The sequence below is a fragment of the Streptomyces sp. DSM 116793 genome, from assembly GCF_057320905.1.
This window is the reverse complement of record NZ_CM170494.1, coordinates 8,590,994-8,615,402: the sequence shown is the minus strand read 5'-3', so window position 1 is coordinate 8,615,402 and position 24,409 is coordinate 8,590,994. Positions and strand designations below refer to the sequence as shown.

The following is a 24,409-nucleotide window of genomic DNA, read 5'->3' as shown; positions in this document are numbered from 1 at the left end:
GCACCGAGGAGATGACCCGGCTCGCGCGCACCGCGACGCTCGGCGACCCGGTGGCCGTCCACGAACTGGCCTCGGCGGAGACCCGGCACCGGTTGGCCGGGACGGAGGTGCTGATCACCTCGTGGGGCTGTCCCCGGCTCGGAGCGGACGTCCTCGAAGCCGCCCCCGGGCTGCGGGCCGTGCTCCACGCGGCCGGCTCGGTACGGGGACACGTCACCAACGCCGTCTTCGACCGGGGCATCCTGGTGACCACCGCCGCCGACGCCAACGCCGAACCCGTCGTGCACTTCACCCTCGCCGCCGTGCTGGGGGCGTTCAAGAAGGTCCCGTTCGTCGCCGCCGACGCCCGTACGTTCCGCGAGGACTGGAGCTACGTCGAGGGCCGCGGCGAACTGTCCGGCGCGTCGATCGCACGGTGGTCGTGGTCGGCTTCTCCCGGATCGGCAGCCGGGTGCTGCGGGTGCTGGTCGTCGACCCGGTGGCCGACCCGGCCGCGGGCGTCGCCGCGGGCGGTGAGCCGGTCACCCTCGCCGCTGCCCTGCCACGCGCCGACGTGCTCAGCCTCCACGCGCCCGCACTGCCCGGGACCCGGCACATGACCGGCGCCGCGGAACTCGCCGCTCTGCCGAAGGACGCCGTGCTCATCAACACCGCCCGCGGGTCCCTGGTCGACACCACCGCGCTGGAGGCAGCCTGTACCGCCGGGCTGCACGCCGTCCTGGACGTCACCGACCCCGAGCCGCTGCCCGCCGACTCCCCGTCGTACTCCCGGTCATGCGGGCCATCGGACGCCCTTCCGCGGACCGCCCGAGGCGCTCGCCCAGGGGCGGCTCAGTGTCGAGGCGTCGAGGTACTGGACCGGACGACCAGCCGGGTCGGGACGAGGGTGGTGCCCACTTCGGCCTCGTCGCTGCGTATCTGGCGCAGGACGCCGTCCACACAGCGCCGACCGACCTCGGCGAAGTCCTGGTGGACCGTCGTGAGCGGCGGAATGAAGGTCGCGGCCTCCGGAAGGCCGTCGAAGCCGACCACGCTGATGTCGTCCGGCACGCCACGGCCGGCCTCGTGCACCGCGCGCAGGATGCCGAGGGCCATCTGGTCGTTGGCGGCGAACACGGCGGTGCATGCGGGATCCGCCGCGAGGGCCCTGCCTGCCAGGTACCCCGAGTCGGCCGACCAGTCGCCACGCAGCGGAGCCGGCACCGGTCGGCCGTTCTCCTCCAGGGCCGCACGCCAGGCGCTCTCACGGTGCTGCGCCGAGAAGGAGCCCTCGGGCCCGGCCACGTGGTGGACCGTCTCGTGGCCCAGCCCGAGCAGGTGCCGCATGGCCGCCTTCGTCCCGCCGACCTGGTCGGTGTCCACCACGCAGTAGCGGTCACCTGCGTTGGAGTCGGCGACGACCACGTGCGTCCGTGGCGGCAGGGACACCGTCACCGAGTCCAGCAGGTGCTCCTCCATGAGGACGATCACCCCGTCGACGGCCAGCTCGCCCAGCCGGGTGAAGGCACCTCGCACGCTGTCCTGGGTCGGAACGGTGACCGGAATCAGGACGGTGGCGTATCCCTCGTGGGCCGCCGATGTCGCGATGGCCTCCAGGGTTCGGACGTTGCCCGTGGTCGAGAGGTTGAACAGGATGATGCCGATGGTGCGGAACTCGCCTCGCTTGAGCGCCCTGGCGGCGCTGTTGGGGCGGTAGTCGAGCTCCTTCATGGCGTCGAGCACCTGTTGACGGGTCGACTCGACGACGCCCGGGAATCCGTTCGACACGCGGGAAACCGTCTGCGAGGAAACGCCGGCCAGGCGGGCCACGTCGGCCATGGAAGCGCCCCGCTTCCGACGCGGCGTCCCCACCGAGCTGCCGCCGCCGTCCACGCTGCTGCGCTCGGTCCCGTACGTGTCCTCGTCCACGTGTTGCCTGTACCTCACTCGCCGCGTCGGTCCCCCAGGCCCTCTGCGCCTCGCAGTCTACGAGCGTGCGCACCGGTCCCACCAGCGCTTCCGGAGGCTCTGACGGCCGAACGGTGCCCCGAGGGCCACAGCGAGCGTCTCCCGGCCCGGTCGACCAGGGTGTCGGCGGGAGCGCACCGGCTCGTCGGCCGACCTCACGGCGCAGTCCGCGGGCCGGCAGCAAGCCAGTCATGGCCATGCCCGGGCAACGCGCTCTGATCTGGTCTTCGACCTATTAGTAATGGGATCCATTTTCATGTAGCGTTCTGCTCCGCCCGTTCATCCCGGAGGTCCCCATGGCTGTGCCCAAGCGCAAGATGTCCCGCAGCAACACCCGCCACCGCCGCGCGCAGTGGAAGGCGACGACGCCGCAGCTTGTGCCGGTCACCGTGGACGGCGTCTCCTACCTGGTGCCCCAGCGGCTGGTGAAGGCCTACGAGCGCGGGCTGCTGCTCCCCGAAGGCTGACCACCGATGCCGCACGACACACCCGACCGGCTGCCCGTCACCGTCCTGTCCGGGTTTCTCGGGGCGGGCAAGACCACGCTGCTCAACCACGTCCTCGGCAGTCGCGACGGTCTGCGCGTCGCCGTCATCGTCAACGACATGAGCGAGGTCAACATCGACGCCGCCCTCGTCCGCGGCGGTGAGGCCGCCCTCTCGCGCACCGAGGAGCGCCTGGTCGAGATGACCAACGGGTGCATCTGCTGCACCCTGCGCGACGACCTGCTGGAGGAGGTCTACGCCCTGGCCCGCGAGGGGCGGTTCGACTACCTCCTCATCGAGTCGTCCGGCATTTCCGAACCCATGCCGGTGGCGGCCACCTTCGCCTTCGCCCGGGACGACGGCGCCACACTCGGCAACGTCGCCCGGCTGGACACGATGGTCACGGTGGTCGACGCCGCCAACTTCCTGTCCGAGCTGGCAAGCGGCGACGAACTCGCCGACCGCGGCCTGGACCAGTACGAGGAGGACGAACGCACCGTCAGCGACCTGCTCATGGACCAGATCGAGTTCGCCGACGTCATCGTCATCAACAAGCTCGACCTCGTCGACGCCGAGTCCGCCGCCCGGCTGCGGGCGACCCTCTCCCGCCTCAACCCGGCAGCGCGGATCGTCCCCGCCGTGCACGGCCGCGTGCCGTCCGGTGACGTCCTTGGCACCCGGCTCTTCGACCTGGAGCGAGCCTCGCAAGCACCCGGCTGGGTCATGGAGTTGAACGGCGACCATGTGCCCGAGACGGAGGAGTACGGCATCTCCTCCACGGTCTTCCGCTCCGACGTGCCCTTCCACCCCGGGCGGCTGTGGTCATTCGTCACCGAGGAACTCGACGGCGGCGCCTACGGGCACATCCTCCGGTCGAAGGGTTTCTTCACCCTCGCCAGCCGCCCGCACATGACGGGCCTGTGGTCGCAGGCCGGCTCCGTGGCCCGCTTCGAGCCCTCCGCCGCCAAGGACGCCGGAAGTCCCGGCGGTCAGGAACTGGTCTTCATCGGCACCCAGCTGCATGCGGACGCGCTGCACGCGTCCCTGACCGACTGCCTCATGGCGTTCGGCGAGAGCCTGCCGTCCCAAGACCCGTTCCCCGTCTGGAACAGCCACGGCGTCAACGACTCCTGCGAACACCAGCATCCCGCCCCCGTGGCGGGGCCCTGAAGACTCCGGGCCGGGCGGTGAGCGCGGCCACGCGCCGCCCGGCCCGGTCCGACACCGATCCGGGCGCCTGCCCGGTACATCGGACTGTCCACCTGCCGGGCGGCCACGGCGTCGCCCACCCGGGGCCCGTCGCCGGGCGAAGGAGCCGGTACTCCTCCTCGACCTGGCGGTTCCTCGTGCACCCGGGAGGGGAGGCTGCAACGTGCCGTGGTGGGGGCGTTGCCCGCAGCCCGGCGGGCAGCGTGCCGTCGTCCGGCAAGCGCAGATCGGGCATTGATTACTCAACTACGCGAGGAGCACATCCCGCCGCCGACACCATGCACGTCGGTCGATCCAGCCCGATCATGCACGTCGGACTAGGAGAAAAAGCTGTTGACAGCAGCGATGTCGGAGACACCACTGTCAATACTGGCGATTTTACCATCACGGAACTTGAAATCATCTATCACGAACTCGTCGAGCGTCTTGCCGTTGTGTTCGGCGTGCGTGTGGAACTCGGCCAGCAGGTCATGCGTACTGAATGCCGTGTGCTCAGGCTGGATCGTCAGGCCGAAGTCATGCTGGATCTGGCCCCGCTTTATTATTTGGTCCACGCCACGAGCCCGGCCCGACTCGGGGCTGGACCCGGGAAATGTCCATACCACGTTCCTGGTCACCACCTGAGCCATGGCGTCGCGATCCAACCCCTTGAGGGCCGTCCCGAAATCCGTTACCAGAGCAGCCTTCCGCGCGTCCGTCAAGCCGGCCTCGTGAGCCGACACCGCTGAAGCGGTAACGGGAACCAGGAGGGCGGTGGCCAGTGAAACCCCTGAAGCCAGGATGGCAATCTTGCTCACCATGTCATGAATCCATTCCAAGTTGAGGACGACTGAGCGTCCATCGAACGTTCCGCCACAACCGTACACCGTTTGGTTCTTACGCAGCGGTAAAATCTGAACCACAGGCACGCACGGGATGCCGGGGCGTCCCGCAACCACGGTGACCCGGCAACGTCTCGCTCACCGTGGCATCAGGTGATGGGCAGTGCGTCCAGACACTGGGATCCCGATCTGCTGCTCGCGTGGAATGATCAGGTACTCCCGGATGACGGGCTCTCGCCGTGGACCTCGGGGAGTAGCATCGGCCGGTATCGTCCATCGGCACGCTCTACTCTGCCTTCGGACCCCTCGCGGGCACTGTGGGCACTGATGTGTTCCGTCCCCCGCGACCTGTGAGAGGCATGAGTGAAAGACGTGGCGTGGCGCCGCTCGGGCGGTGGTGAGGACGACAACTGCGTCGAACTCGCCGAGCTCCACGACCGCGTCGGCGGACGCGACGGTGTCTTCCTCTCCCACGCCGTCAGCGTCGACCACCGGGCGCTGCGCGTGTTCCCCGGGTGGATACGCAGGGCCACTCCCGGCGTGCCCGCCGGTGTGCGGTAGAGGAGGTTGCCGCGTGCCCCCTCATACGTCCTCCGAGCCCTTGACCGTCCGGCGCGTGCTGGGCGATGGACCGTGCGCCGAGGCAGGAATCCCCCGGACGGTCGCCACGTCCGACCGGCTGTTCGCGGTGGGCGGCACCGTCGGAGGGCCCTGCTCGGGCGGCGCGGCCGCCACCGAGCACGGCTGGAGCGCGTTCCGGATCGGGGTCTACCGGCGCGACGACCTGCGGTGCCTGCACGTCGTGCCGTCCCGCTGGCGCGTCAACTCGATGGCGTTCCACCCTCGTCTCCCTCTCCTTGCCATCGGCACCGGGAGCTATGACGGCGGGATGTTCTTCCGCGGGGAGCTGCTCCTGCTCGACCTCGACTCCGGCACGGTCGTCTCCGCCCTCGCGAACGGGTGTGAGGTGCGAAAGGTCACGTGGCGCACGTGGCGCGACGGGCGGGTCCTCGACCTCGCACTGGCGCCGTGGAGCGACTTTGAACTCCACCGGGAGGCCTTCACCCTCGGCTATGACGCCGTGGTCGAGCGGGACGACTGGTCGGCCGTCGGGGAAGGCACGATATCCAGCCGGGAACTGGACGGTCCGTTGCGCGAGAACGCCTGGCACGGCAGCGAGGAGGCCGCGGCCCGGGGAGTGGCGCGGCTGTGCGCACGGGCCGGCGCCGTGTGGTCGCCGCGCCGGTCGGTGGGGGCGGTGGAACAGCTGCGCGACGGCGGGGTGCTGGCCGCGCTCGACGGCATACGGCTCGAACTGTGGCGGGAGTCCGGGGAGCGCGCGTGGGCCGTCCCGGACGCCGGCGCGGTCGGCGGACAGCGGATCGAAGTGGGCCCCGGCGGGGGATGGGCGTGGGTCACCGAGTCGGTGCGCCGCGACCGGCCGGGCCTGGAGGGCGCCGCCCCGCGCGAAGGGGTGGTGCGGTACTCGGTGCAGGACGGGCGGCCGCTGGAGCGCCTCGACGTCGGGTTCCCGGCCGTACTGGCGACACGCTCCGACGGTTCGCCGGCGCTGCGCGACGCCCGCGGCGGGCGGGCCTCTTCGCAGATGGTGCTCTTCTCCCCCGGCCCCGGCTCGCGGGAGGCGGGCCGGGTGGAGCTGAGCGGCTTCTCGCCCTACAGCCTGGACCTCCCCGTCCGGCACGCCACCACGTTCTACGTGATGCATGGCGAGGGTGAATGGCACCACCCGGAGCCGTGGATCGCCGCCGTCGAGTCCGGTGCCGACGGTCACACGCCAGCGGTGCGCCTCCTGTTCCCCCTCGCCTGGGACACCCTCGCACGGGACAGCACGAAGGGCACCCACGTCTACAGCGGCCCCGCTCTGGAACTGACCGACGCGACCGGTTCGGCCCTGGTGCACGCGGTGATGCTGCGGGACACCGCGCCGCGCGCGTTCCTCGCCCGCAGGCGGTTGCCCGACGGCGCCCCGAGCTGGGTGGCCCCCGTCGAGCACCCGGTGACCGCGGTGGAGTCGGACAGCGAGGGGGGCACCGTGTACGCGGCCCTCGTCTCCGGCGATGTCGTGGCCCTCGACGCCGGGACCGGCGCCCCGCGCTGGCAACGGCGGCTCACCGTCCACGGGCATCCGGTCGTGCCGCTCTCCCTCTCGTCGACCCTGCCGGGACGGCTGCTGGCCGGCACGGCCGACGGCCGGATCCTCGACTGCTCGACGGCGGCCGCCGAGACGCCCGGCCGCTGACAGCGGACCCCACCCCGGGCGCACGTCCCACTCAGCCGGGCTCAACACACCGAGGTCGGACCGACGAGCCGAGAGACATGGCGGATCCGCCGCCGACCGGCGACCGCGCCGGTCGCGAAGGCGGCGTCGTAAGACGTCCTCAGCGGCGTCGTAAGGCGTCCTCAGCGGCATCGTAGGCAGCGTCGTAGGCGGCAGGCGAGAGTGCCGGCACAGGTGAGGACGTCACCCGCCGCTCCCATTCGTGCGCCGCCACCTCAACATGCTGGGCCGCTGTCCTTTCCCACTCCCCGACCTGCCCCCCGGGGGGCGCTACATTGCCCCCGGGGGGCGCTACGTTGCCCCGGGGGGCGCTACGCGACGGAAACGTCGCGATGCCGAGTGCGTTTGTCGTCACTGAGCCGCAGACCCGGTTTCTCAGCGATACGGCGACTGTGCCGGCCACACACCTCTGAGCGGGTACGCCCCCTGGAAACCCCACCGCGCGCCCGCTGTGCGTACCCTGGAGCGCGTGGGAAGTGCCCTGTACGACAATCCGTCCGACGCGGAACTGCTGCGCAGCGCGCGCGACGGTGACGTGGCCGCGGTCGGCGCGCTGCTCGAACGGCACCGGGCCGGTATGCGGGCCGTGGCGCTGAGCGTGCTGGGCCACCAACCCGACGTGGAGGATGCCGTGCAGGACGCGTCGCTGATCGCCTTGCGGCACATCGGCGACGTGCGGCAACCGGAATCCGTGAGCGCGTGGCTGCGCATGATCGTGCGCAACGTCTGCCGCTCCCGACTGCGCTCGACGCCCCCCACTACGCCACTCCCGGACCTGTCCCTGCTCGCCGCGGAGACCGACCCCGAGAAGGTCATCGACCGGCATGCCGTGCGCGACTGGATCTGGCAGGCGATCGACGAACTGTCTCCCACGCTGCGCATGACCCTGATGCTGCGGCACTTCAGCCCGCGCACCCCTTCCTACGACCAGATGGCCGCCCTGTGCGGAGTACCTGTCGGCACGGTGCGCAGCAGGCTCGGCGAGGCCAGGAAGAAGCTCGTCGAGGCGATGGCCGTGACTGCGGACTCGGTGCACGCCGACGCCCTCGCGGCGTCCCGGGGAAGCGCCCGGGACGCCGAGGAGACGCTGGCCGCGGCCGAGCAGGGCCGCTTTGCGGAGCTGACGGCCGAACGCTGGGCGCCGGATGCCGCCTACTACGCGGGACGGCAGCGGGTGGGCGATCGGGACTTCCTGGTCCGCGGCATGGCCGGCGATCTCGAAGCAGGGGTGCGGCAACGCTTCGTGAGCGCCGTCACCAGCCGGGACACGACCATCTGGGAAATGGACATGGTCAATCCGCCGGACGCGCCGGACCACTGCCCGCCGGCCGTCGCCTGGCTGATGACCATGAAGGACGGCAGGATGCACGAACTGCGGCTCTTCCACGCAGCGGGTGTCCAGGACGTCGGGACACCACCCGCAAATGTGTGATGTGTATCACTTCTAGGTGATCGAACTTTTCGGGATGCGCTGCGTCTTGTGGGTGTTCCAAGCACTACCCACACGGAGAACTGATGCAGAACGAAACGGCCGACCTCCTGTCCCCTGGAGCCCACGATGTCACGGTGGACGGCCTGAACCAGCGGTACCACGTCCACGGCTCGGGCCCGGTCTGCCTGGCCCTGCCCGGCGGGCCGGGCGTGATCTGGGAGTCCCTTCGGGCACCGGCCCTGGAAGAGTTCCTGACCATGGTGTACGTCGAGCCGCTGGGCACCGGCGGATCGCAGCGCCTGCCGTCGCACCCCGACGGCTACACCCGCGAGCGCTACACACAGGGCTTGACAGGCCTGCTCGACCGGCTGTCGCTGCCCCGCGTGTTCCTCCTGGGGCACTCGCACGGCGGTTTCGTGGCCCAGTACGTCGCGCTGCGCCACCCGGACCGGATCCGCGGGCTGGTGCTGTACGAGAGTGCTCCGGTGACGGGCTCCGAGCACATGGCCGAGGCCGCCACCAGGGTCGAGGAGTTCGTCCACCGCAACGAGGGCCGACCGGAACTCCCGGCGGCGCTCGCCGCGCTCCAGAGCGTCGGGGCCATCACCGACGACGAGAAGATCACCGCCGCACTGCGCGGCCTGCTGCCGATCTACCTCGCGCGCTACTGGGACCGCGAGGACGCGTTCCGGGGGCTGCGCCAGACGATCACCTGCACCTATATCTCGTCCCTCGACGAGAACGGGGAACCCGAGATCATCGACGACCGGGCGGCTCTCCCGACGCTCACCGTGCCCACGCTGATCGTGGTCGGCCGATACGACGTGATCTGCGGACCGCGATGGGCACAGGAACTCCACGCCCTGATCCCCCAGTCCCGACTGGTCGTGCTGGAGGACAGCGGGCACCTGGGCCACCTCGAAGAGCCCGAGGCGTTCGCGGGCGCCGTGCGCGCCTTTACTGGATCGACACCCGCGTAGAATCTGTTCCGCCCCTGGTCCTCCCGCCAGCTGGTCCTTCGTAAGATCGGCGGGCCGGGGGTCCGGGTATGGCTGTGAGCTTCTCGCCGAAGTCACCGACCGTGTCCGCCCGGGCCCGGGCCCGCCGCCCCCAGGGAGGACCCGGGGGCGGCGGTGAGGGCTACGGGTGCCGGGCCGCGGTGGTGCTCGTGGCGCGGAACGAGTCGATCAGGGCCTGGGTCGGCGAGCCGAGGCCGGTGGTGGTGTCGTAGCCGGGGCCGCAGTGGAGGCCGCTGTCCTGGGAGCGGCCCAGGACGGAGATCTGGTCGTTGACGTAGTTCGGCTTGCTCCAGGCCAGGGCCGGTGTGCCGGTCAGGCCGGCCGGGGTGTCGGTGATGTCGCGGAAGTCGGCGGCGTGGGCGTAGTACGCCGGGTTCGCGAAGCCGAGCGGGACGCCGTGCCGGGCCTGGACGATGAGCGCGTCGAGTCCGGAGAACAGCGGCGTGGACAGGCTCGTACCGCCGTAGTTGTCGTGTGCCCAGGTGGTGCCGTCGTGGTCGGTGTAGCCGATCCGCATCCCGATGGTCCCGTCGGCGAAGTCGGCCACGTCCGGCACCGTGCGCATCGGCGCGGTGGCCCCGGCCGGGGTGGACAGCGCCGCGGGGACGGCGGAGCGCTGGTAGGACGGCTGGGCGAACAGCGTGCTCGTGCCGCCCCCCGAGCCCTCCTGGAACGTCCCCGGCAGCGCGGGCTCCCACTGGGACCCGTCGTCGGACAGCGACGCCGCGTCCGTCTCCCAGCTCGTCTCCCACAGGTACGTGTCGTTGCGGCCGATGGCGAGGCTCGTGCCGCCGACCGCGGTGACCCACGGGCTGACGGCGGGGTACTGGATCTGACCGGGCGCCGGCGTGTCGTCGGCCAGCCGGGCGGCGGTGGGGATCGCCGCGCCGGTGGCGGCCTGGTTCAGCGCGCCGCCGTCCCCGGAGGCGAAGTTGAACGTGATGCCCTCGACGGCGGCCTGCTGGAACAGCTGCTCGTAGGCGGCGATGAGGGCGGGGTCCGTCGTCTCGCCGTCGAGGCCGGGCAGCAGGCCGTCGCCCCAGGAGTCGGAGACCACGTCGGCGAGGTGGTCGTCGACCACGTCGGTGACGGCGTTGAGGTACGGGTCGCCGCCGGCGGTGCCGGCCGCGCCGACCACGTAGACGATCTTCGCGTTCGGCGCCATGGCGTGGACGGCCTCGATGTCCATGGCGCTCTCCTCGTCCCCGGTTCCGGATACCGCCCCGGCCTGGACGTGGGTGGTGAACTGGCCCGGCGCGTACGGGGCTTCGCCCTGCTCGGCCGCGTAACGGGCGGCATCGGACTGCGCGGTGGTGTCGTCGTGGTTCATGACGACCGCGACGGTGGTGCCCGCGCCGGTCAGGCCGGTCCCTGACACCCCGTAGGCGTCGCGCAGTTGGGCGGGGGTGTAGCCGCAGGGCGCCCACAGCGGGGAGCTGCCGAACGCCTCCGGCAGCCCGGCGGCGCTCGCCGCGCCGTAGTACGCGGGGCAGGGATCCGACGGCGGAGCGGCGCCGTCGACGCCGGCCGCCGGCGTCCCAGCGCCAGCCGTCGGCGTCCCGGCGGAGGTCTTCGGCGTCCCAGCGGAGGTCTTCGGCGTTCCGGTGGCGGTCTTCGGCGTCCCGGTGGCCTTCGGTGCCCCATCGTCCGCGGCGCCGTCCGGGGGCGCGGCGGCGGTGCTCTTCGATCCGGCGGCCATGCGGCCGGTCCGGGTTTCCACGGTGTTCAGACCCGTGACGGCGAGCACGTCGGGGGCGACGGCGGCGGGCACGCTGATGTCGCCGAGTGGCGCGTGGCCCACGGTGCCGCCGAACCGGTAGTCCTCCAGCCGCGTCCCGAACGCCCCCTGCACGGCGGACGCCGTGCCGCTGACCAGCACCGCGTGGTGCGTGACCCCGGTGACCGTCAGCCCGGCCGACCGCAGCCACGCCTCGACCCTCCGGGTCTGCGCCCCGGTGGGACCGAACCGGGCGCGGGTCCGCGCGGGGCTCAGGTAGTGCGCGTAACGGGGGTCGCGCGGATCGGACACCTCGCGCGCGTACGCCGCCAACCCCGCGCGGTCACCCGCCAGATACACCTGCGCGGTGACCCGATCCGCCGGACCCGTCGGCCCGCGGTCCGCACCCTGCACGGCCACCGCACCACCCGGCAGCACCGTCCGCGCCGCCGCCTGCGCCGCCTGCGCCGGCAGCCCCGACAACCCGACCACCGCCACGGACGCCACCACCAGTGCCGCCACCCGCCGCCGCTGTTCCGTCTTCATGTCGCTCCCTCGCGGTCCCATGGGGGAGAGCGGGACCGGCCCCGGCACGCTAGGCGCGGTATGGGGCCCCACCAGGATCGGAAGTCGACCGTTGTGTCACAGACTCCCGAGGAGGGCTGATCGGCGGCCACCGGAATCCTCGGTGTCGTGCGCGCCCCCGACAAGTACTCCACCACCATCGCGCCATCTGACCTGGTCAGAGGCGTTGTGCGGAGTGTCCGTGGGTGCCGAGCTCATCGAGGATGACCCGGTGCAGCCGGGCCCACACGCGCTCCCGGCTCCACCTGGCAACGCGGCGGTAAACGAGGAGCCAGGCCGGGCCGAACACGGGCGGCAGCCCCCCACCCACCCGGCCCTTCTCGGTCCCGACGCGGCCATGTGCTTGCTCGACGGTCCTCCAGCCCGGTCAGGCGCCGGTACGGACACGAGGCGCGACGGCGGAGTGCGACCGGCCTCGACGCCGGCGGGGTGCTCCGGCGCCGGGGCGGCTGGCCAGAAGAGGTCAGTAGCCGTAGATCATCTTGTAGGCGACCTCCGGCAGGAACTGCCCCGCCGAGGAGCCCGATCCGACGCCGCAGTCACCGTCGGACTCACCAGGGGTCTTGATCCACAGGAGCATCTCGGCACCGTCACCCCCCTCCTGGGTGGGGGTGCCGATCTTGCGACCCGCAGGGTTGCACCACTCGCCGTTGGAGCCGTTGCCATTGCGGCTGGTGTCCACGACGAACGGCTTGCTGTAGCCGTGACGCTGGCTCAGAACCTGATTGACACTGCCGGCGTAGGACGAGTTCTGGGAGGTGGGGAAGTAGTTCGAGACGTTGAGGGCGAAGCCCCTCGCATTTCGGAGGCCGGCGGCGTTGAGGTGTTCTGCCATGGTCGAGGCGTCGACCCAGCCGGGGTTGCCCGCGTCGAGGTAGACCCAGGCGTTCGGCGCCTTGGACCGGAACTGCGAGAGGGCGTTGATGATCATGTTCTGGCGCTCGTTGATCTTGTCCTGGCTCATGCAGCTGTAGTCGCCCAGGGAATCGGGTTCGAGGATGACGACGGCCGGACGGCTGCCGATGCCGCCGGCGAAGGCACTGATCCAACTGGCGTACTCGGACGGTGACGCGGCTCCGCCCGAGGACTGCCCGCCACAGGCGTCGCGGCCGTACATGTTGTAGGCGACGAGGATCGGCAGCTTGTTGGCGGACGCGGCCGCACCGGCGAAGGAGCCCGTGGCGGAGCCGATATCACCGCTCCAGGAGCCGAACCAGCGGGCCACGGGGACGTTGGCGATGGAGTTGCGGATCGCGGAGGCGCGTCCGTCGCCGGGATTGGCGGCCGCCCATGCCGCAGGGCTGGAATTCGGGTCGACATAGAAGCCGCTGGTCATGGCGAGCGGGTTGGGTGCCGCCTGCGCGGACGGTGACGAGGCCAGGAACAGTGGCAGAGCAAGGCACGCTGCCACTGCCCCGCGTATGAGTTTGCGCATGAATGCACCTCGTTCATGGGGATGGAGCGCCGCGCGGCTTTCGTCCATAGCCCGCGACGCGGGGATGCGACGGCGCCGACTGCGGCACTCGGGTGCGAGTCGCGTCAGCGGCTGCCGGGAAGTGATCTTTGGGAGCGCTCCCAAACACAGGCGAAACCCTGGGAGCGCGCTTTCGGTATGGTGTGCGTCCAGTTGAAGGCTGTCAAGGGGTACCATGAAGCGGCCCTTCACTTGAAAACGACCCCTGTCCACCGAAGTCGCCACCGGCTTCACCGGACGCGTCATCGGCATGTACGCGACCGACGGCACCGTCACATTCGACTGGTTCCACTACGCACCGGCACCCTCCGCCTGACGCGCCCGAGCCGCCGGATCAGGCATCCATCGCGCGGCTCAGGAGGTTTCCCCGGTACCGCCGGCGCTTGGCCGGGTCCTGTCCGGCCCCGGCCACGCGCCGGCGGGTTGGCGCAGGGGTGTGGCAATTCAACGGCCCTGTCTCCCATTCGGTGGGGCGTACCGCTATCCGAGAAGGATGTGGTGGCGGAGAAGGGTGAAGCCCGCTGACCGACGACTTCCACGTCGGCACCGCCACCGCCTCACACGATCCGTGCCTCGTCGCTGCGGTACGCCAGGCACACCGGCCGCAGCGTCATTCCGGCACGCTCGGACCGTACGCGGACGGTCGGCGGCCATGGAGCGGAAGCGGTGGAGGAGCATGCCGCGATCTGCCGCGCCGGCGGGACGACGATCCGGAGGCGGCGGCTCGGGCCGCCATGGCCCACCTGGACCACCATCGCCCAGAGGGTTGACAGGCTTCGGGGTGCCTCTGCCATCCTGACCGTCCGAGAGTCCGACCAATGTTCGAAATCTCGACTATGTGCAGGGGCTCCGCGCTTGCACACAGGCCCCCGGACCGCTCTCCGGAGACCTTGGCACTTCAGCTCGATCTGTTCGAATTTGTCATGAGCATGACCCTATGCGCGCTATCCGGGTGGGCCCGTGAACCACCCCGCCTTCGCCCCATCCTTCAGAAGGAAAAGCCGTGCAGCCTTCGTTCGCTTCCCCGCCGACCCGTGCGTCCCGCGTGCGGCATTCACCCGTCCGTCGTCGCCGCGTCTCCGGCGCTGATGCTGATCGCCGCGCCGACCGCCGCCGCTGTCCCCACCGCGGCGGTGTCCACCCTCGTGGCTGCCAACCGCCCTACGTCAGCGAGCGCCCTGGGAGGCGATGATGACCTCGACTCGACCATTTTCGACGGCTCCGGCGCGCTCGACCAGCACGAGACTCAGACGGGCAGTCGCCTGGGTGGTGGGCCTCCTGCTGGCCTTCGCCGTCCCTGCCGTCGTACAGCCCGCGACGGCCAGAGCGGACAACCCCATCGTGCAGACCATCTATACCGCCGACCCCGCACCGCTGGTGTACGACGGCCGGGTGTACCTCTACACCGGCCACGACGAGGACAGCTCCACCACCTACACGATGAAAGAGTGGCGGGTGTGGTCCTCCGAGGACATGGTCAACTGGACCGACCACGGCTCCCCGCTGAACCTGTCCTCCTTCAGCTGGGCATCCAGTAACGCCTGGGCAGGTCAGACCGTCTACCGCAACGGCAAGTTCTACTGGTACGTGCCGATGACGGACAAGGCGACCGGCCGGATGGCCATCGGTGTGGCGGTGTCGGACAGCCCCACCGGGCCGTTCCATGACGCTCTCGGCCACCCGCTGGTGGAGAACGGCCAGATCGACCCGACGGTCTTCGTCGATGACGACGGCCAGGCCTACCTCTACTGGGGCAATCCCGATCTGTGGTACGTCAAACTGAATGCGGACATGACCTCGTACTCGGGCAGTCCGAGCAAAATAGCGCTCACCACCGCCGGGTTCGGAAGCCGCACCGGCGACGCCAACCGGCCCACCCTGTTCGAGGAGGGCCCCTGGGTCTACAAGCGCAACGGCCTGTACTACATCGTCTTCGCGGCCAAGTGCTGCTCGGAGTTCATCGCCTACTCCACGGCGCCCGGCCCGACCGGACCGTGGACCTACCGGGGCACGGTCATGCCCACGCAGGGCGGCAGCTTCACCAACCACCCCGGCATCACCGATTTCAAGGGGAGTTCGTACTTCTTCTACCACAACGGCGCCTTGCCCGGCGGGAGCGGCTACACCCGTTCGGTCGCCGTGGAGAAGTTCTCCTACAACTCCGACGGCACGATCCCGACGATCAACATGACCTCCACGGGTGCGCCCCAGGTCGGCACGCTCAACCCGTACACACGCCAGGAAGCCGAGACGATCGCCTGGGAGTCCGGGGTCGAAACCGAGCCGTCCGGCGAGGGAGGAATGGACGTCGGATTCATCGAGAACGGCGACTACATCAAGGTCAAGGGCGTGGCCTTCGGCGCAGGCGCGTCGTCCTTCACCGCTCGGGTGGCCTCGACGGTCGGCGGCAGCAGCGTAGAACTGCACCTGGGCAGTGCGGGCGGGACGACGGTGGGCCGGTGCAGCGTGCCGAACACAGGCGACTGGCAGGCCTGGACGAGCGTGTCCTGCCCGGTCAGCGGTGCGACGGGGACCCAGGACCTGTACCTGAAGTTCACCGGCGGCAGCGGTTATCTGCTCAACATGAACTGGTGGCAGTTCACCGCCGCCGCCCGCACGGCACCGCCCAGGTAGCCCGGCGGTTCGGCGGCGCCCCAGCTGCCGGGTCAGCGCTGCCGCCTGCTGCGGCCGAGCACCGGTATCGAGTCGGCGCGCGTCCGTCAGCCCTCTCCCCCACCATCACCTACAGCCACTCAGAACAAGGAGTGAACCATGTCGATGCGAAGGCGCACCTTCGTCGGCCTCGGCGCAGCGGTCGCGGCCGGCGCGGGCCTACCCATGCTCGGCACCACGGCAAGCGCCGGCACCCCCACGCCCCGGACGGCCTCTCCTCGGCAGGCGCCCACTCAGCCGTTCGCCATCGGCGTACGGCAGTTCAACTGGTCGCGCAGCGGTCGCCAGATCCTCACGAAGGTCTTCTACCCGACCGCCGGCACCCCGGGTGGCAACCCCATCCCGGACGCCCCGATCGCCGACGGCGTCTTCCCCATAGCCGAGTGGAGCCACGGGATGGGGTGCAACTCCGACTGCTACTCGTCGCAGACCCACGATCTGGCTTCAGCGGGCTTCATCTGCCCCGCTCCCTCGTTCTCCGACAACACCAACATCGGCAGTGTCTACAACGGCAACTGGTCGAAGGACGTCTCCGAGGTCCTCACCCGGACGTTGGCGCTGAACAACTCCGGAAGCCCGTTCGCCGGGCACATCGACACCGCGGCGGGCGTCGGTGTGTCGGGCCACTCGATGGGCGGCATGACCACCCACGGCCTGCTCACCGCCTGGCCGGACAACCGCATCGTCGCCGCCGTCCCGGTCGCCTGCGTGGACATGGGCAACCCGGCAGGTCTTGCCGCCAAGGTACTGTTCATCCACGGCAGCAACGACCAGACCTGCGACATCAACTCGGCGCGTGCCGCATACAACGAACTGCCCGCACCCAAGGCGTTCCTCACCCAGAACGGGGCGGACCACGGCTCGTTCCTGACTCCGCAATACCCGTACTACGCCCAGACGGAGAACACCTTCCTCGACTGGTTCCGCTGGGGCCTGTACGGCGACACCACGGCTCGTGACCGCCTCCACGGCGACGCCACCAGCAACGGCACCTCCTGGGTAACGGTCATGGGCTAATCGGCGATCGAGGCCCGCGGACCCCGCCGGCCGGGCCGCTGCGGTCAAACGCATCGCCGGCCGACGGGACTCCTGCACGGGCGTGTGCGTACTCAGGTGGGAGTGCTACTGCTGCGGACTATCAGCCGCGGCTCAATCACCACGCGCTCGCCGTTCGGCAATGCGCTGCCGGACCCGAGCCTGTTGATCAGCAAGCGGATGCTGGCCTGGCCGACCGCCGCGAAGTCCTGCCGCACGGTCGTCAGCGGCGGCGCGAAGAACTCCGCTTCGGGAATGTCGTCGAAGCCCGCGATGGCCACCTGTCCCGGCACCGACAGGCCGGCCTCGCGGAACGCCCGCAGCACGCCGAGTGCCATCGGGTCGTTGGCCACGAAGACGGCGGTCACGTCGGGAGAGCGGCGCCGTGCCCCGCTCGCAGCCACCCGCCCGGCCAGCTCCTGACCCGCCCGGTAGCCCGACAGTGGCGTCCAGTCCCCCACCAGCGACGGCGGCACCTCGGCGCCCGCCTCCTGCAGCGCCTCCCGCCAGCCCCGCACCCGGGACTCGGCCTCCAGCCAGTCCGACGGGCCCGCCACATGCCACACCGTACGGTGACCCGCGCTCAGCAGATGGCCGGTCGCCAGTCGGGCTCCCAGGTCCTGGTCCACCGAGACGCCCGGTATCGGCAGCGAGTGTCCACCCTCCACGGTCACGACCGGGACGGGCAGCCGCAGCTCGGCGAGCGCCGCGACCGCGGCACGGTGCGGAACGATCACCACGATGCCCTCCACCCCCCAGTCACTGAGGTGGTCGATCGCATCGGACAGCGCCTTGGCCGTGTAGTGCCGCAGCGTGACCGAGGAGACCATGTACCCCTCGTCGCGCGCGGCCTCCTCCAGCCCGAACAGCATGCTCGCCGGCCCGAACAGGGTCGGATTGCACGCCACGACGCCAAGCGTCAGGGTCCGCCGAGTCACCAGGGCCCGGGCTGAGGAATTCCGGCGGTAGCCGAGTTCCTCGATCGCCTGCAACACATCCGCCCGCGTCGAGTCACGTACGTTGGGATGGTTGCTCAGCACCCGCGACACGGTCTGGTGGGACACCCCGGCGCGCTGGGCGACATCCGTCATCGTGGGGGCCCGGCGGGCTCCAGCGGTCTGCGCGGTCTCGCGAGTCTGCGACATGCTACTCCGTTCAGCGTCAGCATCATCGTCAGCGCTCACCTACGTCGAAGTCAAAGCCTCCCACACGGACCAGCAGCCTTGTCGGCGCAGCTCAGTCCCCCCGGCACCTGCGGTTGCCGGCCGGTGGCGCCGACGACGTGCCAGGAAGCGGCGTCCAAGGGTCGTGGCGACGGCCAAGGCTCGCAGGCCACCGGCCGGCCGGGGCGGGGTGGGGGCGGCGAGGGCGGGGCCGAGGCCCCTGCCCCCGCCCGGGGAGGTCACACGCCGGTGATGGTCCACTCGTTGTTGGTGCTGGAGTTCGGCGACCACATCACCGTGGTGGCGCCGGACGTGGTGCTGCCGGCGCCGTCAAGGGCGGTGCCGGTGCCGCGGTTGACGATCTGGTAGCGGTTGTTTCCCCTGCCGGCCAGGGACCACTGCTGGTTGTTGCCGCCGTTCCACGGCGCCTGCCGGGCCGGGGCGCCGTCGCTCGAGTCGCCCCAGCTGTCGGCCACCATGCCGTTGGTGCGGTTGACGATGCGGTGGTAGCCGTTGCCGAGGTCCACCAGCTGCCACTGGAGGTTGCCGCTCCCGTCGTAGCTCCACTGCTTGAGGTTGGAGCCGGAAGCGACGCCGCCACCGCTGTCCAGCGCCAGCCCGCTGGTCACGTTGGCGATCTTCACCCATATGGTGGAGCCGCCTGGGCTGCCCAGCGGGGGGATCTGGCCGGAGAAGGTGAGCTTGACCGTGTAGGCCAGCGCGTTGAACGGTGCGTTGGACGAGGGCATGGTCAGGTGCAGGCCGGAGCCGTCCTGGGTTGGCGCCGGCAGGCCGATGTAGCTGCCCGCCGTGTTGTCCAGCAGCTGCGCGCTCGTCAGGCTGCTGATATTGAACCGGTTCGAGTTCAGCGTCGTGATGGTCATGGTGCCGCCCTGCCAGCCCAGGGCGGTGGCGTAGAGCACCTTGTCGTCCTGGGTGCGGGTGAACCGTACGTCCCGCGCGGTGCCGGCCTTCGGGCCGCTGAACGAGCCGCCGCCCATCACGGTCGGGCCCTCGCCGTAGCTGGCCCAGCTGCGGGTCCCGTAGACGGCCTCTCCGAAGCGGCCGAGCCAGTCACCCATCCCGCGCAGGATCGTCTGCTGCCCGGAGGGGATGGTGCCGTCGGCCATGGGGGCGATGTTCAGCAGCATGGTGCCGCCCTTGCTGGTCCGGTCGATCAGCGAGTGCAGCAGGGCCTGCGTCGTGTAGTAGCCGATACCCACGGTGTAGCACCAGCTGGACGAGGAGATGCTGTCGTCCGTCAGCCAGTAGGGGGTGAGCAGATCGGACGGGCCGCCGCGTTCGAAGTCGAACACTTCGCCCTTGTTGTCGAAGCCGTCCTTGTAGGTCGCAACCACGTCCTTGTTCCAGGCGACGGCCTTGTTGTAGTAGTACGCCAGGAACCGCAGCCGTTCGGACTCCTGGACCAGGCCCAGGTCGAAGTCCTGCCAGATCAGGTCGGGCTGGTAGCCGTCGACGACCTCGACCAGCTTGTCGTACCACAGCTGGTTCTCCGCCGCCGAGCCCTGCTGTCCGAACAGGAGGCGCAGTGTCGGGTCCGACTGATACGGCACGTGGTCGTAGTAGCCGTTGAAGTGGTAGGCGTGGTGCAGCGAGGCCATGAACTTCAGCCCCACCCCGCGGATCGCCTGGGCGTGCTGCCCCACCAGGTCGAGACGGGGGCCGTGCCGCACCGAGTTCCACGGGTTGGAGGCGCTGTTCCACATGGAGAAGCCGTCGTGGTGCTCGGCCACCGGGCCGGCGAACCTCGCGCCGGCGGCCTTGAACAACTGCGCCCAGGCGTTGGGGTCCCAGCTGCCGCCCTGCGAGACCAGCCTGGGGGCGAACTGCACGAAGTTGCCGGCCTTGTCGCGGGCACCGTCGATGAAGTTGTTGTACGGCCACACCGACGGGTCGCCGTAGGTGGCGATGTGGTGCCGGTTCTCGGTCGAGCCGCCGATGTACATGTTGCGCGGGTACCACTCGTTGCCGAACGCGGGGACGCTGAAGACGCCCCAGTGGTAGTAGATGCCGAACTTGGCGTCCTGGAACCAGGACGGGGCGGGAGGGTGCTGGTCGACGGAGGACCAGCTGGCGGTGTAGCTGCCGGGGCCCGCGGTCGCGGCGGCCTCGGGGGCGAACCGCATCAGGCCGAAGGCCGTGGCCGCGCCGGCCGCGGCAAGCAGCCGGCGCCGGCTGATCGGACGGGAGGAGGACATGCCCAGGGCTCCAAACGGGTGGTCGGGAGTGGTCGGCTTCGGGCGCACCGCCCGGTTGAGGTCGGGATCAGTAGTGCGTCCACTGCTGGTTGCTGCCGCCGTTGCAGTCCCACAGCTCCAGGAGGGTGCCGTTGCCCGTTCCGTTGCCCGTGGCGTCCAGGCACAGGCCCGACTGCCTGCCGGTGATCGTGCCGTCGGCGTTGAGCGTCCACTGCTGGTTGCTGCCGCCGTTGCAGGTGTAGATGTCCACCTTGGTGCCGGGGCTGGTGCCCTGCCCCGCCGCGTCCAGGCAGTGGTCGCCGTAGACCCGCAGCTCACCGGCTGCGGTGCTGGTCCACTGCTGGTTGCTGCCGCCGTTGCAGTCCCATAGGTCCACCTGGGTTCCGTTGGTCTGGGTCTGGCCCGGCACGTCCACGCAGCGGCCGGAGCCGACGCCGGTGATCGGGCCACTCGTGCCGCCGCCCGGTCCGCCCGGTCCGGGGGTGATGGACAGACGGTCGAACTGCGCGGTCTCGCCCTGGCTGGTCGCGTAGCCGACCTGCCCGCCGGCGAAGCTGTGGTCGCCGGCCGAACCGACCGTGGAACCGTCGATGGAGGCGGTGATGGTGCTGCCGGAGAAGGCGAGCGACAGGGTGTGCCACCGGCCGGTGCCCAGCGCTGCCGTCGTGCCGTGGGCCAGCGTGGAGACGTTGCCGTCGGTGTTGGAGCTCAGGATCGACCAGTTCCCGTTGTCGCTGACCCGCAGGTGGTACGCGTTCAGACCCGCCGCCCCGGTGTAGCCCTGCCCGTTCGCCCGGCCGAGCAGCTCGGCGTACCCGGACTTCTCCAGCAGCACGTCGGAGGTGAGGGTGTAGTCGCTCCAGCCCAGGTCGCCGAGCAGGGCGTGTGGATCGGTGAGTGTGTCCCAGGTGATCGGGGCCTGCGGACTCATCTGCCGGACGCACTTGCCGCTGCGGTCGCCGCCACATGAGGCGATCTCGAAGGCGCCCTGCCAGTCCATGAGGTACTTGGCCTCGGCACCGGCGGTGTAGCCGTCGAAGTCGTCGCTGTAGGGCAGGCTCATGCTCCCCGGGGCGGGGCCGGCGGCGCTGCCCTTGCCCTGACCGGTGGTGGTGGTGAGGGTGTAGACGCGGCCGGGCTGCACGGTCAGGCTGAAGCTGCCGCCGGACGGGGCGATATCGGCGGAGTGCACGAGGTAGTCGGCCCGGTTGGCGGAGTTGACGTTGGTCGACCAGACGTGCACGGCACCGGTGGAGAGCCCGCCGGTGACGTTGAAGTTCAGTGTCTGGTCACTGCTGGCGTCCATCGTCTCGATGACCGTGGAGTAGTCGGACCCGTTCGTGGACTTCAGCGACACGTAGCTGCCGTTGGTGCGGTTGCCGCCGATGTAGCCGCTGGACGAGTCGAGGTACTTCCAGCCCGGGGCAGTGAACTGGCTGGTCTGGGCCATCACCCAGGCGTTCTTGCCGATCGCGTAGGAGCCGGACCACGGCTGCGAGGCCAGGGCGAGCCCCATGGTGGGGTACGGCAGGTTCGGTGTGATCGCGGCGACCACGGGCCAGTTGATGTACGCGGTCATCCGTCCGTCGATGTACCCGCGGTTGATGCCGCGGGCCACCGCCGGAGCTCCGGCGTTGTAGTCGTCGGAACCGTTCTCGCTGGCCCACAGCGGCTTGCCGGACGACGTCGCGGCCGCGGGCACCGTGCAGCTCGTCTGGGCCGATCGGTAACCGCAGGGGTAGTGGGCGCCGAGAACGTCCGCCGCGGCGGCGAACGCCGGGTTGGAGTTGACGTCGTCGGCCACGGACCAGTCCGAGTCCGCCGCGACGATCTTGATGCCGCCGTAGCCGTTGGAGTCGAGCGTGCTGCGCAGTTGCTCGTACCAGGAGATGTTGTAGCCGCGCTCGTTCCATCCGCCGAGGTAGTCGATGGTCAGCCCGTGCTGCTTGGCGCAGCCCAGCCAGGAGATCAGGTAGCCGATCATGTCGCTGGACCAGAAGTTGCCGTTGCCTATCCAGCCGGGCGCGCCCCACGCGAGGCCGTACAGCTTGATGTTCGGGTTGCGCGCCTTGGCCTGCTCCATCAGCCACCACTCGTAGCCCCGGTTGCAGTTCAGGTCCGTCCGGGTGTGCTCGTGGCTCGGCTCGGCCCCTGAGGTGGAGTTCGTGTCACCGCCGATCTCGGCCTTGAGGATCTGCAGGGAGGCGCCGTAACCGGGCCGGAAGAGGTAGTCCAGGATCTGGCCGCGTTCGGGCTCGGGATAGTCGACCAGGAGCCTGCTGTTGCCACCGCCGCCGCTGATCGCGCCCACACCGTCGAACGTGCGGCCGCCGGAGGTGCCGTTGATCGTGATCGAGGTGGCGGCGTTGGCCGGCTCGGCGGCCATGGTCACGATGCCGCCCGCGGCCATGACGAGGGCTGCGAGTATGGCCGTCGAAGTTCGTAAGCGCCGGAGCAACCGGCTGAGGACTGGCACGAGGGGGGTCCTTTCGCGAGGTGGGAGACTCACATGGCGGCCTGCGTGGGGACGGCCACGGGTCGGCTGGCTCGGGCAGCCCGCCGGCCGCGTGTGTCGCGACCGGGCAGCCATACGGCTCCTGTACGGATTCAGACGGGGATATGGTGTGTCGGCACTCTCCGCGCCGGCTTGGTTCCTTGTGCCGTTTCCGTGAGGTGTGGGCGGCGCGGTTCGGCTCAGCCGCCGGGACGACGGAAGACGCCGTCCCGGCGGCGAGTGTCCGCGGGGCCTCAGCGGGTCATCCGAGGGTCCACTGCTGGTTGGATCCGCCGTTGCACGTCCACAGTTCGGCCAGGGCGCCGTTGGCCGTCGAGGCCCCGGTCACCTCCAGGCACAGACCCGACTGCACCCCGGTGATCGTCCCGTTGGAGTTCAGGCGCCACTCCTGGTTCGCCCCGCCGTTGCACGGCCACGTCTCGACCTTGGTCCCGGCCGTGGTCCGGTTGTCGTAGGCGTCCAGGCACATCCGGCTGCCCCCGGTGACCACCGTCAGCTGGTTCGAGGAGGTGTTGGTCCAGTTCTGGTTCGCCTGTCCGTTGCAGTCCCAGATCTGCAGTTGCGTGCCCGCCGTGGCAGAGGAGTTCGGCACGTCCAGACACTTGCCCGCACCCACCGCGTGCAACGGACCCGACGTCCCCCCACCACCGGTGGACGAGCCGCCCAGCGCGGTGACCGCGGCGTTGTAGGCGGGCTTCGGCTGGTAGTTGCTGTCGTACATGGTGGCCGCGCCATAGCCGGGGAAGGTGCCGGGGATCCAGGAGTGGCCGTCGTCCACACCCCACTGGCTCACACCCACGCAACGCGACACCGCCAGGCAGTCGTCGACCACGGTGGTGTAGTCGGACGCCTGCTGCTGCAGGCTCGCGCTGGAGGACGGGAGTTGGATGCGGTCGTCCAGTTCGGTGATCGCGACGTCCAGGCCGAGGTTGGCGAAGCGCTGCATGTTCGCCAGCATCGACGAGGGGACCTGGCCGGCGATGAAGTGGGCCTCCAGGCCTATGCCCCCCAGGGGCATACCCTGGGCGAGCAACGACCGGGCCAGGCTGTACAGGGCGTTGCTCTTGGCGTTCTCCCCTTCGATGTTGTAGTCGTTGATGTACAGCTTTGCGTTCGGGTCCGCGTTGTGCGCGGTGCGGATCGCGTCGGCCAGGTAGCCGGTGCCCATCGCCTTGTAGAACACGTCCTGGCGCAGGCTGCCGTCCTCGTTGAAGGGCTCGTTGATCACGTCCCAGGCGTAGATCTTGCCCTTGTAGTGGTTGACCTCCGTGGTGATGTGGGACTCCATCACACCCTGGACCTGGTTCAGCGGCAGGTTGCTGACCCAGCCGGGCAGCTGGGCGTGCCAGACCAGGTTGTGCCCGCGCACACGGGCGCTGTGCGCCTGGGCCCAGTTGACGATCTGGTCGCCCGGGCCGAAGTTGTAGGACCCGTTGGACGGCTCGGTGGTGTCCCACTTCATCTCGTTGCCGGGAGTCACCATGTCGAACTGGGTCCCGGCGATGGCCATCTCCTGGCTGATGTTCAGGTCGCCGGTCGTCAGCGCGGTGCCGAAGTACTTGCCCTTGCCCTCGGCCAGTGACCGGAGCGTCGAGGCTGCTTGCGCGGGGGTGGCCGCGAGCACGGCCATGAGCGTCGCGGTGGTCGCGGCCACCGTGACGGTCAGCGCACGCAGGCGGCGGTGCGGTGAGCGGAGAATGCGTGTGCCCGAAGGCATCGGGTACCTCCAAGTCATGATGTCGGTGGTGTCTGCAGGGCCCCCCGGCGAGCGCGGTCGCGGTTCGCCGGCGGCCCCGACCGGGGCGCCCGGTAGCAG

General features: G+C 70.1%; 17 protein-coding genes and 2 pseudogenes. 10 read left to right on the top strand and 9 right to left on the bottom strand.

The window, feature by feature from the left end; translation table 11 throughout:
- Positions 1 to 121: 121 nt before the first annotated feature.
- Positions 122 to 706, top strand: a pseudogene (locus ACSMXW_RS34035) (NAD(P)-dependent oxidoreductase); the annotation flags it as partial.
- A gap of 125 nt (positions 707 to 831) precedes the next feature.
- Here ACSMXW_RS34035 and ACSMXW_RS34030 read toward each other — a convergent pair.
- Positions 832 to 1,818, bottom strand: coding sequence for a LacI family DNA-binding transcriptional regulator (locus ACSMXW_RS34030; protein WP_485808478.1), 987 nt, complete (start codon positions 1,816 to 1,818; stop codon positions 832 to 834).
- A gap of 425 nt (positions 1,819 to 2,243) precedes the next feature.
- Here ACSMXW_RS34030 and rpmF point away from each other — a divergent pair, with 425 nt between their 5' ends.
- Entirely contained in the window at positions 2,244 to 2,414 is a 171-nt protein-coding gene (gene rpmF / locus ACSMXW_RS34025) for a 50S ribosomal protein L32 (RefSeq protein ID WP_485802049.1), read from the top strand.
- 6 nt (positions 2,415 to 2,420) lie between these two features.
- Complete coding sequence (locus tag ACSMXW_RS34020; RefSeq protein WP_485802047.1) at positions 2,421 to 3,602, top strand: GTP-binding protein; 1,182 nt, start codon at positions 2,421 to 2,423, stop codon at positions 3,600 to 3,602.
- A gap of 356 nt (positions 3,603 to 3,958) precedes the next feature.
- Here ACSMXW_RS34020 and ACSMXW_RS34015 read toward each other — a convergent pair whose 3' ends face one another.
- A complete protein-coding gene (locus ACSMXW_RS34015) occupies positions 3,959 to 4,441 on the bottom strand; it encodes a nuclear transport factor 2 family protein (protein ID WP_485802046.1) in 483 nt (160 codons plus the stop codon).
- Between the two features lie 393 nt (positions 4,442 to 4,834).
- On the opposite strand from ACSMXW_RS34015, the gene ACSMXW_RS34010 reads away from it, so the two are divergent.
- The 4 genes from ACSMXW_RS34010 (at position 4,835) to ACSMXW_RS33995 (ending at position 9,173) form a co-directional block, all read left to right on the top strand.
- Positions 4,835 to 5,023, top strand: a complete 189-nt coding sequence (locus ACSMXW_RS34010; protein WP_485802045.1) for a hypothetical protein — start codon at positions 4,835 to 4,837, stop codon at positions 5,021 to 5,023.
- Positions 5,024 to 5,078: 55 nt separating this feature from the next.
- Positions 5,079 to 6,722, top strand: coding sequence for a PQQ-binding-like beta-propeller repeat protein (locus ACSMXW_RS34005; protein ID WP_485802043.1), 1,644 nt, complete (start codon positions 5,079 to 5,081; stop codon positions 6,720 to 6,722).
- A 508-nt stretch (positions 6,723 to 7,230) separates the two neighbouring features.
- The gene (locus ACSMXW_RS34000; protein WP_485802042.1) at positions 7,231 to 8,193 is read left to right on the top strand and encodes an RNA polymerase sigma factor; all 963 of its coding nucleotides are present in this window, start codon (positions 7,231 to 7,233) and stop codon (positions 8,191 to 8,193) included.
- A gap of 83 nt (positions 8,194 to 8,276) precedes the next feature.
- Positions 8,277 to 9,173 carry an alpha/beta fold hydrolase gene (locus ACSMXW_RS33995; protein ID WP_485802041.1) on the top strand — a complete coding sequence of 299 codons (897 nt, stop codon included), beginning with the start codon at positions 8,277 to 8,279 and terminating at the stop codon, positions 9,171 to 9,173.
- Positions 9,174 to 9,333: 160 nt separating this feature from the next.
- On the opposite strand, the gene ACSMXW_RS33990 is transcribed toward ACSMXW_RS33995, so the two are convergent.
- Both ACSMXW_RS33990 and ACSMXW_RS33985 read right to left on the bottom strand, forming a co-directional pair.
- Positions 9,334 to 11,475 carry a S53 family peptidase gene (locus tag ACSMXW_RS33990; protein WP_485802040.1) on the bottom strand — a complete coding sequence of 714 codons (2,142 nt, stop codon included), beginning with the start codon at positions 11,473 to 11,475 and terminating at the stop codon, positions 9,334 to 9,336.
- 502 nt (positions 11,476 to 11,977) lie between these two features.
- The gene (locus tag ACSMXW_RS33985) at positions 11,978 to 12,949 is read right to left on the bottom strand and encodes a glycoside hydrolase family 6 protein (protein WP_485802039.1); all 972 of its coding nucleotides are present in this window, start codon (positions 12,947 to 12,949) and stop codon (positions 11,978 to 11,980) included.
- A gap of 238 nt (positions 12,950 to 13,187) precedes the next feature.
- Here ACSMXW_RS33985 and ACSMXW_RS33980 point away from each other — a divergent pair.
- Positions 13,188 to 13,304, top strand: a pseudogene (locus ACSMXW_RS33980) (beta-xylosidase family glycoside hydrolase); the annotation flags it as partial.
- Between the two features lie 241 nt (positions 13,305 to 13,545).
- Here the strand turns inward: ACSMXW_RS33980 and ACSMXW_RS33975 are convergent.
- Positions 13,546 to 13,743 carry a hypothetical protein gene (locus tag ACSMXW_RS33975; RefSeq protein ID WP_485802037.1) on the bottom strand — a complete coding sequence of 66 codons (198 nt, stop codon included), beginning with the start codon at positions 13,741 to 13,743 and terminating at the stop codon, positions 13,546 to 13,548.
- Positions 13,744 to 14,329: 586 nt separating this feature from the next.
- Here ACSMXW_RS33975 and ACSMXW_RS33970 point away from each other — a divergent pair.
- On the top strand, positions 14,330 to 15,622 hold the full coding sequence (locus tag ACSMXW_RS33970; protein ID WP_485802035.1) for a glycoside hydrolase family 43 protein: 1,293 nt from the start codon (positions 14,330 to 14,332) through the stop codon (positions 15,620 to 15,622).
- Between the two features lie 138 nt (positions 15,623 to 15,760).
- On the top strand, positions 15,761 to 16,678 hold the full coding sequence (locus ACSMXW_RS33965) for an alpha/beta hydrolase family protein (RefSeq protein ID WP_485802034.1): 918 nt from the start codon (positions 15,761 to 15,763) through the stop codon (positions 16,676 to 16,678).
- 92 nt (positions 16,679 to 16,770) lie between these two features.
- Here ACSMXW_RS33965 and ACSMXW_RS33960 read toward each other — a convergent pair whose 3' ends face one another.
- The 4 genes from ACSMXW_RS33960 to ACSMXW_RS33945 form a co-directional block, all read right to left on the bottom strand.
- Positions 16,771 to 17,841 (bottom strand): LacI family DNA-binding transcriptional regulator, encoded by a 1,071-nt coding sequence (locus tag ACSMXW_RS33960; RefSeq protein WP_485802032.1) that lies wholly within the window; start codon positions 17,839 to 17,841, stop codon positions 16,771 to 16,773.
- Positions 17,842 to 18,098: 257 nt separating this feature from the next.
- Positions 18,099 to 20,078 (bottom strand): alpha-L-fucosidase, encoded by a 1,980-nt coding sequence (locus tag ACSMXW_RS33955; RefSeq protein ID WP_485802031.1) that lies wholly within the window; start codon positions 20,076 to 20,078, stop codon positions 18,099 to 18,101.
- 67 nt (positions 20,079 to 20,145) lie between these two features.
- Positions 20,146 to 22,488 carry a ricin-type beta-trefoil lectin domain protein gene (locus tag ACSMXW_RS33950; protein ID WP_485802030.1) on the bottom strand — a complete coding sequence of 781 codons (2,343 nt, stop codon included), beginning with the start codon at positions 22,486 to 22,488 and terminating at the stop codon, positions 20,146 to 20,148.
- Positions 22,489 to 22,834: 346 nt separating this feature from the next.
- Positions 22,835 to 24,310 (bottom strand): endo-1,4-beta-xylanase, encoded by a 1,476-nt coding sequence (locus tag ACSMXW_RS33945; RefSeq protein ID WP_485802028.1) that lies wholly within the window; start codon positions 24,308 to 24,310, stop codon positions 22,835 to 22,837.
- Positions 24,311 to 24,409 lie beyond the last annotated feature (99 nt).